The sequence below is a fragment of the Vibrio misgurnus genome, from assembly GCF_029635775.1.
Classification (GTDB): domain Bacteria; phylum Pseudomonadota; class Gammaproteobacteria; order Enterobacterales; family Vibrionaceae; genus Vibrio; species Vibrio chanodichtyis.
In genome coordinates this window covers 1,398,468-1,411,803 of record NZ_CP113241.1, presented here as the reverse complement: position 1 = coordinate 1,411,803, position 13,336 = coordinate 1,398,468, and the positions used below count along the sequence as shown (strand labels likewise).

At 49.1% G+C, this 13,336-nt stretch carries 9 protein-coding genes and 1 riboswitch; of the genes, 6 read left to right on the top strand and 3 right to left on the bottom strand.

Features of this window, described 5'->3' with window-relative positions; all coding sequences use genetic code 11:
• Position 1: 1 nt before the first annotated feature.
• Together glgA and OOK74_RS06610 are read left to right on the top strand one after the other, a co-directional pair.
• Complete coding sequence (glgA, locus tag OOK74_RS06615) at positions 2 to 1,456, top strand: glycogen synthase GlgA (protein WP_274721456.1); 1,455 nt, start codon at positions 2 to 4, stop codon at positions 1,454 to 1,456.
• 164 nt (positions 1,457 to 1,620) lie between these two features.
• Positions 1,621 to 2,427 (top strand): alpha/beta fold hydrolase, encoded by an 807-nt coding sequence (locus OOK74_RS06610; RefSeq protein ID WP_274721457.1) that lies wholly within the window; start codon positions 1,621 to 1,623, stop codon positions 2,425 to 2,427.
• A gap of 153 nt (positions 2,428 to 2,580) precedes the next feature.
• Here the strand turns inward: OOK74_RS06610 and OOK74_RS06605 are convergent, their stop codons facing one another.
• The 3 genes from OOK74_RS06605 to elyC all read right to left on the bottom strand — a co-directional run bounded on the left by OOK74_RS06605 (position 2,581) and on the right by elyC (position 5,757).
• Positions 2,581 to 3,168 carry a TfoX/Sxy family DNA transformation protein gene (locus OOK74_RS06605; RefSeq protein ID WP_277207193.1) on the bottom strand — a complete coding sequence of 196 codons (588 nt, stop codon included), beginning with the start codon at positions 3,166 to 3,168 and terminating at the stop codon, positions 2,581 to 2,583.
• A 114-nt stretch (positions 3,169 to 3,282) separates the two neighbouring features.
• Positions 3,283 to 3,368, bottom strand: a riboswitch (cyclic di-GMP riboswitch).
• 158 nt (positions 3,369 to 3,526) lie between these two features.
• The gene (gene purR / locus OOK74_RS06600) at positions 3,527 to 4,537 is read right to left on the bottom strand and encodes an HTH-type transcriptional repressor PurR (RefSeq protein WP_166014846.1); all 1,011 of its coding nucleotides are present in this window, start codon (positions 4,535 to 4,537) and stop codon (positions 3,527 to 3,529) included.
• Positions 4,538 to 4,941: 404 nt separating this feature from the next.
• Entirely contained in the window at positions 4,942 to 5,757 is an 816-nt protein-coding gene (elyC, locus tag OOK74_RS06595) for an envelope biogenesis factor ElyC (RefSeq protein WP_274721459.1), read from the bottom strand.
• A gap of 116 nt (positions 5,758 to 5,873) precedes the next feature.
• Between elyC and cmoM the strand changes: the two genes are divergently transcribed.
• Genes cmoM through mukB form a run of 4 tightly spaced genes read left to right on the top strand, consistent with a single transcriptional unit; the run spans position 5,874 to position 13,216 of the window.
• Entirely contained in the window at positions 5,874 to 6,671 is a 798-nt protein-coding gene (gene cmoM, locus OOK74_RS06590) for a tRNA uridine 5-oxyacetic acid(34) methyltransferase CmoM (RefSeq protein WP_274721460.1), read from the top strand.
• The gene (gene mukF / locus OOK74_RS06585) at positions 6,668 to 8,005 is read left to right on the top strand and encodes a chromosome partition protein MukF (protein ID WP_274721461.1); all 1,338 of its coding nucleotides are present in this window, start codon (positions 6,668 to 6,670) and stop codon (positions 8,003 to 8,005) included. Before cmoM ends, mukF begins: the two co-directional genes overlap by 4 nt.
• Complete coding sequence (gene mukE / locus OOK74_RS06580; RefSeq protein WP_274721462.1) at positions 7,986 to 8,744, top strand: chromosome partition protein MukE; 759 nt, start codon at positions 7,986 to 7,988, stop codon at positions 8,742 to 8,744. Before mukF ends, mukE begins: the two co-directional genes overlap by 20 nt.
• Positions 8,741 to 13,216, top strand: a complete 4,476-nt coding sequence (gene mukB / locus OOK74_RS06575) for a chromosome partition protein MukB (protein ID WP_274721463.1) — start codon at positions 8,741 to 8,743, stop codon at positions 13,214 to 13,216. The genes mukE and mukB overlap by 4 nt, the downstream gene beginning before the upstream one ends.
• Positions 13,217 to 13,336 lie beyond the last annotated feature (120 nt).

The following is a 13,336-nucleotide window of genomic DNA, read 5'->3' as shown; positions in this document are numbered from 1 at the left end:
AATGGAACAGCTCAACGTTTGGTTTACCGTTTCAGAAGTACAGGGGCTGGTAAAAAGTGGTGGCTTGGCCGATGTCGCGAAAGCATTACCACAGGCGTTGAAAGCGTTACATCAGCAGGTGGCCATTGCGCTGCCTGCTTATCGCGCAGTGCCGGGCCGGGAAGATGCAGAGCTGGTGCTGGACACTGAGCTCACCCATTGGCCGCATACTCAATATCGAGTGCTGAAATGTGATGTGGAAGGTATCCCGGTCTATTTATTCGATTGTCCCGCTTATTTTGACCGCCCAGCGTTGTATGCGGAGAGTAATCAGGCGTACGCCGATAACGGTGAACGGTTTGGTTTTTTCTGTGCCGCGTGTTTGGATGTATTGCCTAAGTTAGGCATCCAGCCGGATATTATTCACGCTAATGATTGGCATACCGGCTTAGTTCCGTTCTTGCTGAAAACCCGTTATCGCTATGACCCCTTTTTTGAGCGGGTCAAAAGTGTGCTGACAATACACAATGCCATGTTCAAAGGGATTTTTTCTTATCATCAGTTGGAAATTATTCCTGAGTTAAATTTATCGGGAATGGAGTTTTTACAATATGGCTATGACCACGTCAGCATGCTGCGTGCCGGAATTGCCTTTGCGGATAAGATTAATGCGGTTAGCCCCAATTATGCCTCTGAGTTGTTAACTTCGCTGGGAGCGCATGGATTAGTGGATGATTTTGTACGCCGAGCGCGCGATTTACATGGCATAGTCAATGGTTGCGATTATCGTGAATGGAACCCTCGTAACGATCACTATCTACCGGTAACTTATAGTGAAGATCCTGATTCAATGCGCCAAGGTAAGGCTTTGTGTAAACAAGCCTTACAAGCTGAGCTGCATTTACCGGTGAGCGATGTGCCTCTATTTGGTATGGTGTGTCGACTTACCCACCAAAAGGGCTTTCACTACCTGTTACCCATTTTAGAGCCTTTTTTGCGTAACCGTGTCCAAGTGGTCATCGTTGGGACTGGCGAGCCAGAGGTTGCCGCTCGGCTGAGTAAGTTGGCGCATCAACATCGAGATCAATTGGCTTTTGTTGAAACTTATAGTGAACGTTTAGCGCACTGGGTTGAAGCTGGCTCTGATTTTTTCTTAATGCCTTCAGAGTTTGAGGCTTGTGGACTGAATCAGATCTACAGTATGGCTTATGGCACGCTGCCGATTGTACGAGAAGTCGGTGGGTTAAAAGATACGGTCAACGATTACGATAAATTCCCAGAGCAGGCGACTGGTTTTAGTTATCAAGAGCCGACAGCGGAAGCTTTGCTAATTACTATGCAGCGGGCATTGCTGTTTTATTTGCAGCAACCAGCAGAGATGAGCAAAGTGCAACAACGTGCGATGCTGCAAAACTTCAGTTGGCAAGTATCAGCTCAAGACTATATCAAGATGTATCAGTTAGCGCGATTTGGTTAACTGAAATTGGAAAACTCGCAAGGTACTACCTTCCAAGGCACTGTTTAGTGCCTTGATTTTTTAATGCTTTAGTTTTTTATGCTGAGACAACAGTTTCTTACAACTCGCCTGATGCCCAGCTCGCAGATTATGCTAGTCTTGGCCTGCATTATAAAGAGGTGCCAATGACGACGATTGCCGAAAAAGTGCTATTTCATAAAACGTATCACCATCCTACCAGCCATGAGTGGGTGGTTTTTGTGCATGGCGCAGGGGGCAGCTCTGCGATCTGGTTTAAGCAAATCAAAGCTTATCGTCAGCATTTCAATTTATTGTTGATTGACTTGCGTGGGCACGGGAAATCGAATCCCTTACTGAAAGGCTGGATTGCCAATCGTTACACTTTCAAAAGTGTGACACTGGATGTATTGCGCGTGCTTGATCACCTGAAAATTCAGTCGGCGCATTTTGTTGGTATGTCGCTCGGTACCATCATAGTGCGTAATCTGGCTGAGCTTGCCACTCATCGTGTTAACTCGATGGTGCTGGGTGGGGCAGTCACGCGGCTCAATACTCGTTCACAAGTGCTGGTTAAGCTTGGGCATTGGAGCAAACATATCATCCCTTACATGTGGTTATATCGACTGTTTGCTTACGTTGTGATGCCACAGCGTAGCCAAAAAGAGTCACGTCATCTATTTATTCGTGAAGCGCAAAAACTGTGTCAAAAAGAGTTTAAACGTTGGTTCACTTTAACCGCTGAAGTTAATCCTTTGATGCGTTATTTCCGTGACCGTGAATTGCCAATCCCCACCTTATATCTGATGGGTGAGAAAGATTACATGTTCATTCATCCGGTTAAAGAGATGGTGGCGCTGCACACACAAAGTGAGCTGTACGAGATCCCCAATTGTGGGCATGTGTGTAATGTTGAGCAGCCGGAGCTGTTCAATCAGCATTCAATCGAGTTTATTCAGCGTCAGATCCGTTAAGCGCGGCATTTAGCCCTAGCTGATCACGATAACGGCGGCCGGTATACCGATGAGTGATTGAGCAATAAAAAACCCGCGCCATGATTGGCGCGGGTTGGGTATTTATGTCGCGAACTCTGTGCTTGACGCGGTGAGTGTTATCATCACACTAATCTAGAGATGGCTTAACAGCTCATCACGGCGCTGCTGTGGGATCACCGACCAGTGTTTACCTTCAATTGCGCCTTCTAAGGCCCACAGCAACTCTAAGCTCACCTCGGCAGTATGAGTACGCTGAATGGCTTTATAGGCAGCGACAGAGCCGTTGGATTGGAGAGAGGCGACCGTTTCAATGCCGGCTTTCTTGAGCATTCTTTCGGTCGCTAAACGCAGGTTAGGCAGATCTTTTAAACGGTCAGGTTTGGTTTGGGCTTGCGTTTCACGCTCTGCTTTAGCCACATCAAGCGCGGTATGAGCTTCAGTTAGAATTGAGGCTGGATCACTCCAGCAATTGTCAGGCAGAGCGTAATACTTGGTCACGACAGGGAAGCCACGTTTTTTGTAAACGTATGGGGCATAACCTTGTTGTTTGAATTTTTCAATCGAGGCTTCATCGGCACGGATGTGCAGCGTATCGTTGACCACAAGTGCAAACATTGTATCGTCGACAAAAATACCAAAGCCACCAAACATTGAACGAGATTTCACACGTCCTAGCTGCTCAAAGAGCCGCATTGAATCTTTTAATACTGGTTTATCCATGCTGTTAGTCTCGGAGTATTGTTACCTACGCCACCAAATCAGGCCCGAGAAAATTAGCAAAAACATGCAGCCAAGGTGTCAATAATCAGTCAACAGCCTGTATGCATTTTTGCCATCGGCAACCCCGCTACCTACCAAGTTGTTGGTTTAGGCCGGAGGCTTTGCGTCCCACTCTTTCAAATGGTTTGCCCTGTGCGTGACATTCTTCCTGATAAAAATCAGTCATTCTTAGCGCATTCTCACAGTTTAATGTTTCAATTATGAGAATACGCAGAACTAATCCTACTCTTTCTATATGAGGTTTGTCAGATTTATGTGACAAGCTTTCAAATATAGATGGTGTGAATTTTCAAGTAAGTTAGGATTTTGTCAAGTCTTTTACGGTATCCCGTTCGACAATTTCAGGATGCATTTCAAAAATTCGCCGTTCATGCTCTTTATCTTTAATCCGTTCCAGTAAGATTTCGAACGCATTTTTACCTACGCGGCGTTTCGGTTGGTGCACCGTGGTTAATGGCGGCGAGAAATACTCGGCCAATTCAATATTGTCGTAGCCAATCACCGACATATCTTCTGGCACGCGGATCCCTTTTTGCTGTAAGCGACTGATGAGACCTAACGCCATCGTGTCATTAAAGCAAAATACAGCACTGGGGCGTTTATCCATCGCGATGATCTTATCGGCCGCTAGCACCGCAGTATCACACTCAAAGTTGCCTTCTAAAATCCAATCTTGATTGATGGGTAAATTGGCCTCTGCCATTGCGCGGCGAAAACCTTGAATACGCTCTTGGCAGGCCGCCTTGATGAAATGACCACTTAAGCAAGCAATGTCGCGGTGTCCGTGCTCAATCAGATACTTGGTCGCCAGATAGCCACCTTCTTCTGAGTTATCAATGATCTTATCCGCATTGGAAGTTTCAGGCCCCCAGTCCATGATCACTTTCGGAATGTCTTTATGCACATCCAGCATGGCTTGTAGTTCTTGGGTGAGATCAGAGCACATCACCAAAATACCATCGACCCGCTTTTCGGCGAGCATCCGAATGTAATCTCGCTGTTTTTCATAAATGCCGCCAGTGTTACATAGGATCAAGGTATAACCTTGGCGGTAACAGTAGCTTTCCACCCCATCGATCACTTCAGAGAAGAAGAGATTGGTCGATTGAGTCACTAACATGCCGATCGTGCGTGTGGTATTACACTTTAAACTGCGTGCCACAGCACTTGGTGCGTAGTTAAGTTGTTGCACCGCTTCCATCACTTTTTCTTGGGTGGTTTCTGCCACAAAGCGAGTTTTGTTGATCACGTGGGAAACGGTGGTGGTTGACACACCAGCAAGGCGCGCCACATCTTTTATCGTAGCCATAGAGTGTTCCTATCGATGACTGCTGATGTCAGCGAATGTTATTGGTGAATTAAATCAGCAGGTAAGGCGAGATTGAGCAAGCTATGATACTTGGAGTGCGAGTCACCACACATAACGTATCTTGGGCGTAACAATCATGATGCCTAAAGTAATAAAATACAAAAACCGCCGAAAAACAGCGGTTTACAATCATATTGGTTTTATCATTTGCGGGTGAATTTTAGACTGCGCCGCCAGCAACTGCAATCAAATTCATTCATCAAACGGTAACTTATTTCTGAATTGATAGGTCTAGCAGTGATAGCTTATTGACCTTGTACCTTAAATCAATCCGCAATCGCAACAGGATAGCGAATGTGCACTATCGCTGTTGCGAGTCGAACAGACTAAGGCATAACCGGTGGTTAATCGGCCAGCGTGACATTGACCGGTTTCGTTTCAGGTGCAGGACTGGCATCACCCACCACGCTATCGCGTAGCGTTTGCCACAGTAGCCCTAAGCTTTCGTACCAAAATAGCTCAGTTTGTTCAAGATAGCGTGATTTTGGAATGTACTTGTCCCAAGGCTGAATAATATTCAGATGACCTAAGTAATTGGTCGGTGCCGCAATCGGGGTTAGACCTGCTGATTGAAATTCGCGCATGGCGCGTTTCATGTGGCTGGCCGATGTTACTAATACCATACGCTTTTGCTGCACAAATGCCGCTGCTTGGCGCGCTTCTTCCCAGGTATCTTTGGCGGTTTCCAGCAAAATAATATCGGATTTGGGTACGCCAAGCGCGAGGGCGACTCGCGCCATCATCCGCGCGTGGCTGACTTCACTGCCGCCGGCATAGCCGGAGAGAATTAATTTGGAACCTGGGTACATGCGGTAAATACGAATACCTTCACTTAAGCGCATTAATGCCGCGCGAGTGAGTTCCGAGGTCGGTGGTATATCATCATCCACAACATGACCATTGCCGAGCACCATTATGTAATCGAGCGAGCCTTCGACCGGTAAAAAGGCGGTGTAAGCGCGCTCAAGTGGCATTAATAAACGAGTGGCAACCGGTTGAAAGGAGACCAGAAACAATCCAGAGAGTGAGAATAAAACCACCAGACAGCCAGTTTTGCGTTTGGCAGTGAACATGATCAGCATCAAGCCGAGAAAACCAAGGATCAGCAGCGCTGGCAATGGCATCAACAGCGAAGAAAAAATTTTTTTCAGCTCAAACATAGTGAAAACAGTCCGAAAAAACAGCACTTGAATATAAAAAGAGTCGAAGCCTCTTTATTCCTGCTATTCCTGTGACAGAATAGCGGGCACGATGGATTATCATAACTCAAGCTACTGTGACTGAAGACCGTAATTTCGACAATATTGCCCACAAATTTGCAAAAAATATTTACGGCTCTGACAAAGGCGAGATCCGCCAAGTCATTGTTTGGGAAGATTTGCAGCAATTACTCGCTCAATTCAATGCATCAAATGCACCTTTGCACATATTGGATGCAGGGGGAGGCTTGGCGCAACTTTCGCAAAAAATCGCTCGGCTTGGTCATCACGTCACTTTATGTGATCTTTCTTCACAAATGTTGCAATTGGCTGAGCAAGAGATTGCCAACCAAGGCCTGCGTGAGCAGTATCGGTTGGTTCACTCATCGGTGCAGACCATTCAACAGCATCTTAGCGAACCGGTTGATGTGTTGTTATTTCATGCGGTGATGGAGTGGCTGGCCGATCCTAAGCCTGCGTTACAAAACGTGTTGGCACAAGTTAAACCCGGTGGTATGGCATCGGTGATGTTTTACAACTATCACGGTTTAGTTTACAAGAATGCGGTGTGTGGCAACATTCCACACGTGCTAGAAGATATGCCACACCGTAAACGATTCAAATTACAACCGCAGCAAGGCTTACGCCCTGAAGAGGTCTACCAATGGATCGAACAGGCGGGGTTTGAGATCTGCGGAAAATCCGGTATTCGCTGTTTCAGTGATTACATCGGCAACATGAAAAACATGGGCGAATATCAGTATGAGGATTTGCTCGCACTGGAGCGCAAATTCTGCCGTCAGGAGCCTTACCTCTCATTGGGCCGATACATTCATGTATGGGCTCAGAAAAAACAAGAACAGGAAATACAATGAGTGAGTTTACTCAGGATACTGTGCAAAAACCGATCGACGAATTGGTCAGTTGGGTCAAACAGTATGACTTCTCATTGAATCTACCGACTGAGCGCTTGGCATTTTTGCTGGCGATAGCGGTGCTCGGTAACGAAAGATTTGATGAAGAGCTCGGCGAAGGGGAACTGCACGATGCATTTGCGATAGTCACACGCATGTTTGCAGAGTCGGGCGAAGCTTCTGCTTTTCGAGCCAATAATGCGATTAATGATCTGGTTAAGCAGCGACTACTGAGCCGCTTTACCAGCGAAATGACCGAAGGCGCGAGCCTGTATCGGTTAACGCCTTTAGCGATCGGTATCTCCGATTACTACGTGCGGCATCGTCAATTTTCCAAACTCAAGTTATCGATCCAGCTCTCGATGGTGGCCGATGAAATGGCCAAAGCGTTGCAATCGGCGCAGCAGGGCGGCAATGCGGCACACTGGCGCAAAAACGTGTTTGGGGTGCTCAAATATTCGGTCAGTGAAATTTTTGACCGCATCGATCTCAACCAGCGAGTGATGGATGAGCAGCAACAGTCGGTCAAACAGCAGATCGCCGAGCTGTTAAATAAAGATTGGCGCGATGCGATCAACAACTGTGAAGCCTTGCTGTCGGAAACCTCGGCGACGTTGCGAGAGCTGCAAGATACTCTGCAAGCGGCGGGCGATGAGTTGCAAACCCAAATTCTTGATCTCCAAGAGTGCGTGTATGGCAATTTGGAATTGGACTTTATCGAAGAGACGCTGTTTGCGTTGCAGATGAAGCTCGATCGGATTACCAGTTGGGGACAGCAGGCGATCGATCTTTGGATCGGCTACGACCGCCACGTGCATAAGTTTATTCGTACCGCGATTGACATGGATCAGAATCGGGCGTTTAGCCAGCGCCTGCGTCAATCGTTGAGCGACTATTTTGAACAGCCTTGGTACCTCACTTACGCTGAGGCCGAACGTTTATCGGATCTGCGTGATGAGACTCTGGCGCTACGTGATGATGAAGTCACCGGCCAAGTGCCTACCGAGGTGGAATACCAACCACTGCAACAAGTGAATGACGAATTGGCTGAGCGAATTAGCCATATGCTGAAAGTGCATAAAGAGCAGGGCAGCGCGCTGGATTTAGCCCAGGTACTTCGCGACTACTTAGCCAGTCATCCACGCACTCATCATTTTGATTTAGCCCGAATGGTTGTCGACCAAGCGGTGAGGCTCGGTTACTCCGAGTCTGATTACCGCGCTATCCAGCCGAACTGGACAGCGATTAACGATTTTGGCGCAAAGGTACAAGCGAATGTCATCGACCGATATTAATCAATACATGCCAGAGAATCTGGCCAAAGCGATCGCCAATCCGCTGTTTCCAGCACTCGATAGTTTGTTGCGTGCGGGGCGGCATGTGGCCAGTGATGATCTGGATAATCACGCATTTTTGTCTGATTTTGAGCTGGATTTAGCGCTGTTTTACCAACGTTATCACACTGAACTGGTGCGCGCGCCAGAAGGCTTTTTCTACCTGCGTCCTCGTTCAAGCTCGCTGATTAACCGCAGTGTACTGTCTGAGCTGGATATGCTGGTCGGTAAAGTGCTGTGTTTTCTGTATTTGAGCCCCGAGCGTTTGGCCCATGAAGGCATTTTCACCAACCAAGAGTTGTACGATGAGCTGTTGACGCTGGTGGAAGAGAAGAAATTAATGAAGCTGGTCACCAACCGTGCCAGCGGCTCAGATCTGGACCGTGAAAAATTATTTGAAAAAGTGCGCACTTCGCTGCGTCGTTTACGTCGCCTTGGCATGGTGATCACCATTGGTGATACGGCCAAATTTCGCATTACTGAAGCAGTATTTCGTTTTGGTGCAGACGTGCGTTTGGGTGGTGATGTGCGTGAGGCGCAGCTGCGCCTGATCCGTGATGGTGAAGCGGTGGTGCATACTCCAGAGCCGAGCCAACAAAGCCTGCTGCATCATTCAGTCAATGAGTACAACTCAGCCAGTGAGTACCATGCAGCCAGCGAGTACGATGAAGAGCAAACCGAGTGGGAAGATGAAGCATGATTGAACGAGGTAAATATCAATCGCTAACCATGATCAACTGGAACGGCTTCTTTGCACGTACTTTTGACATTGATAATTTAGTGACCACCTTATCGGGTGGTAACGGTGCCGGTAAGTCGACCACCATGGCGGCGTTTATTACCGCTTTGATCCCAGACCAAAGCCTGCTCCATTTCCGTAACACTACCGAAGCGGGTAGCTCACACGCCTCACGTGATAAAGGCTTGTACGGCAAACTGCAAGCCGGCGCGTGTTACGCTGCGCTGGATGTGGTCAACTCACGTAACCAACGGCTACTGTTTGCGGTCAAGCTACAACAAGTGGCTGGACGTGATAAGAAAGTCGATATCAAGCCGTTCTTGATCCAAGGCTTGCCAAGCCATATCAAGCCGACCGATATCTTGATTGAAACCGTGTCGGATAAGCACGCGCGGGTTCGTCAAATCAATGAAGTGAAAGAGGCGGTCAGCCAGATTGAAGGCGCGCACTGCAAATCTTTCCCGTCGATTGTTGACTACCACGCACAGATGTTTGAATTTGGCGTGATCCCGAAAAAACTGCGCAATAGCTCAGATCGTTCAAAATTCTACCGTTTGATTGAAGCGTCGCTTTATGGCGGTATTTCCAGTGCGATCACTCGCTCACTACGAGATTACCTGCTGCCGCAAAATGGTGGCGTGAAAAAAGCCTTCCAAGATATGGAATCGGCGCTACGTGAAAACCGCATGACGCTGGAAGCGATCAAAACCACGCAAGCGGATCGCGATCTGTTCAAACACCTGATCACTGAATCGACCCACTATGTGGCCGCTGACTACATGCGCCACGCCAATGATCGACACCATAAAGTGGGGCAAACTTTGGCACTGCGTAGTGAACTGTTTGCTTCACGGAGCACCTTGATTGAACAAAACCAGTTGCTGAACCGTGTTCATCAAGAATTAGCTCTGTTGCTGGAGCAAGAAACCGCGTTAGAGCAAGATCACCAAGGCGCATCTGATCACTTGCAGTTGGTGCAAAATGCCCTGCGTCAGCAAGAAAAAATTGAGCGTTATCAAGATGATCTTGAAGAGCTGAGCTTCCGCCTTGAAGAGCAATTGATGGTGGTCGAAGAGGCGGATCAACAGGTGATGATGGCAGAAGAGCAGGCCACGATCACCGAAGAGGAAGTTGATAGCCTTAAATCACAACTGGCCGATTATCAGCAAGCGCTTGATGTGCAGCAAACGCGCGCTTTGCAATATCAACAAGCCGTGCAAGCGCTCGATAAAGCGCGCGCTTTACTCGGCAAGCCAGAGCTGACTGCGCAAAGTGCACAGGCGTTAGCCGCTCAGTTGAAAGCGGAGCAGGAAACGCGCACCAGCGAGCTCTTGGCACTCAAACACAAGCTGGATATGTCCGCGGCGGCGGCGCAGCAGTTCAACCATGCATTTGAACTGGTGACGCGTGTGCAAGGTGAGGTGGCGCGCAGTGACGCTGCCAATCAAGCTCAACAATTGCTACGTCAAGCACGGGATGCCGAGCATACGCTGCATAACGAGAGCCAGTGGCAAGCGCAGCAACGTGATGTGGCGCGTCAGCTTGAGCAGCAGCGTAACGTGCTGACTCTGGCTAGCCAATATCATCAGCAACATCACGTGGCGTTGGATGATGCCGCGAGCGTTGAGTTAGAGCGTGAGCGCCACACGGCACAGTTGGAAGAGCTGGAAAGTGCGCAGGAAAACTGCCGTGAACAGCGTGGCCAGTTACGCCATCAAGCGCAAGAATTGCAAACACAAATTGCCCGTTGTGAGTCGATCGCCCCAGCGTGGATCAAAGCCAGTGATGCGCTACAAACATTGCGTGAGCAAACCGGCGCTGAACTGGCCGATAGCCACTCGGTGATGGCGCATATGCAGCAAGTGCTAGAGCGAGAAAAAGTTCAATCACAGGCCAAAGATAAGCTGGCCGAGCAGCGCACTAAACTGGATAACGAAATTGAGCGTTTAGCTTCTCCCGGTGGCTCTAACGATCCCCGTCTGAAAGGGCTGGCGGATACGCTAGGCGGTGTGTTGCTGTCAGAAATCTACGATGACATTGCGATTGATGATGCGCCGTATTTCAGCGCCATGTACGGCCCTGCACGGCACGCGATTGTGGTCTCCGATCTGGCTGGCATCAAAGAAAAATTGATCGAGCTGGATGATTGTCCAGAAGATCTGTACCTGATTGAAGGTGATGTGGATGCGTTTGATGACAGTTCATTTAACGCACAAGAGCTGGAAGGCGCGGTGTGCGTGCAGCTTAATCAGCGCCAAATTCGCTATTCCCGCCTACCAGCTATCCCACTGTTTGGGCGTGCCGCTCGCGAGCAACGCTTAGAGTTGCTGCGTGAAGAGCGCGATCAAGTGGTGGAAGAGCATGCTAAAGCGGCGTTTGATTCGCAAAAACTGCAACGTCTGTACGCCAGCTTTAACCAATTTGTGGCTACCCATTTGCCTGTCGCGTTTGATGCGGATCCTGAGCAAGCCTTGCTCAGTGCGCGTGAGCAGCGTAACCAGCGGCTGCGTTCGATCAGTGAGTTTGATGCGCAAGAGCAACAACTACGTAGCCAATTGCAAGCGAGCAAACAAGCGTTAGCGGCGCTGGATCAACTCGCGCCGCAAATGAGTCTGCTTGATGAACAGACGCTGGAAGCGCGTTATCAAGAGCTGGAAGAAAAACTGCAACAACTGAGTGAAGCGAAAGCCTTTATTGCGGCCCATGGTCGTACCATCAGTGAGTTGGAAAAAGTGGCGGCAGTACTCGAGGCTGACCCTGAGCAGTTTGATGCGCTGGAGCAACAATACCAGCAAGCGGATCAAGCGTTGCAGCAGCTTAAAGCGCAAATTTTTGCGCTGGCGGATCTGCTGGAGCGTCGCCACCATTTTGCGTATTCCGATTCGGTCGCCCTGCTTAACCAAAGCAGTGAGCTGAGTGAGCAGCTTAAAGCCAAGTTGGTTCAGGCACAAAGTCAGCGCACTCGCAGCCGTGAAGAGCTAAAACAGCGCCAAGCTCAGCTCAGTCAATACCATCAACTGTTGGCATCACTGAAAAGTTCACATCAAGCCAAATTAGAAACGGTGCAAGAGTTCAAACAAGAGCTGCAAGAGTTTGGCGTGCTTGCGGATGATCGCGCACTTGAGCGTGCCCAGTTGCGCCGTGATGAGTTGCAACAGCAGCTACACACCGCGCGCGGCCGTAAGAGTGAATATGAACGCACGATGACCGCCACTGAGCTAGAGATGAAAGCGCTGGTCAAGCGCATGAAAAAAGGCGAGAAAGAGTATCAAGAGCTGCGTACTTTAGTGGTCAATGCTAAAGCAGGCTGGTGCTCGGTCTTGCGCTTGGCGCGCGATAACGATGTCGAGCGTCGCTTGCATAAGCGTGAGCTGGCTTACTTATCCGCCGATGAGCTGCGCTCGATGTCCGATAAATCACTCGGTGCGCTGCGTCTGGCGGTAGCCAACAACCAAGATCTGCGTGATGCGCTGCGTCTATCGGAAGATAATAGCCGTCCTGAACGTAAAGTGCTGTTCTACATTGCGGTGTATCAGCATCTGCGTGAGCGTATCCGCCAAGACATCATTCGTACTGACGATCCGGTCGAAGCGATTGAAGAGATGGAAGTGGAATTGGCTCGCTTAACCGAAGAGCTGACCCAGCGCGAGCAGCGCTTGGCGATCAGCTCTGATTCGGTGGCTAGCATTATTCGTAAAACCATTCAGCGTGAGCAAAATCGGATCCGCATGCTCAACCAAGGCCTGTCGAATATCGCCTTTGGCCAGGTGAATGGGGTGCGTCTCAACGTGAAAGTGCGTGAGAGTCACCAAATTCTGCTGACAGGTTTGGCGGAACAGCAAGCGCAGCACAAAGATCTGTTTGAAAGCGCCCGCTATACCTTCTCTGAAGCGATGGCGAAACTGTTCCAACGGGTCAATCCACACATCGATATGGGGCAACGTTCACCGCAAGTACTGGGTGAAGAGCTGCTCGATTATCGCAATTACCTCGAATTGAGTGTGGAAGTGAACCGTGGTGCGGATGGTTGGCTGCAAGCCGAATCTGGCGCCTTGTCGACTGGTGAGGCGATTGGTACGGGACAATCGATTCTGTTGATGGTGGTACAGAGTTGGGAAGAAGAGTCACGGCGTTTGCGCAGTAAAGATATTGTGCCATGTCGTCTGTTATTCCTCGATGAAGCCGCACGTCTGGATGGCAAATCAATCGCTACCTTGTTTGAGCTGTGTGAGCGGCTGGATATGCAGCTACTGATTGCGGCGCCAGAGAACATCAGCCCAGAGCGAGGGACGACCTACAAACTGGTGCGTAAAGTGTTTAAAGATCATGAACACGTACATGTGGTAGGGCTGCGCGGTTTTGCACCAACTGAAAAGCCCAAAACAGCTGAGCAGACATTCGCCGCACAATTGGCAGGCGAGTTGATGGAATAGCCGATACTGATCGGTAACTGAAAGTAAAACGCCTTCCCAATGGAAGGCGTTTTAGTTGTCAGCTCTAAACCATTGTCTTGGGCGGTGGTGATTGTTTCAAGTTAACGCGGTTAAGGGATG

Coding starts and splice junctions, on each gene's coding strand:
- mukB (WP_274721463.1), top strand. CDS start 8,741: ATGATTGAACGAGGTAAATATCAATCGCTAACCATGATCAACTGGAAC.
- OOK74_RS06605 (WP_277207193.1), bottom strand. CDS start 3,168: ATGGATAAACCAGTATTAAAAGATTCAATGCGGCTCTTTGAGCAGCTA.
- glgA (WP_274721456.1), top strand. CDS start 2: ATGGAACAGCTCAACGTTTGGTTTACCGTTTCAGAAGTACAGGGGCTG.
- purR (WP_166014846.1), bottom strand. CDS start 4,537: ATGGCTACGATAAAAGATGTGGCGCGCCTTGCTGGTGTGTCAACCACC.
- mukF (WP_274721461.1), top strand. CDS start 6,668: ATGAGTGAGTTTACTCAGGATACTGTGCAAAAACCGATCGACGAATTG.
- elyC (WP_274721459.1), bottom strand. CDS start 5,757: ATGTTTGAGCTGAAAAAAATTTTTTCTTCGCTGTTGATGCCATTGCCA.
- OOK74_RS06610 (WP_274721457.1), top strand. CDS start 1,621: ATGACGACGATTGCCGAAAAAGTGCTATTTCATAAAACGTATCACCAT.
- mukE (WP_274721462.1), top strand. CDS start 7,986: ATGTCATCGACCGATATTAATCAATACATGCCAGAGAATCTGGCCAAA.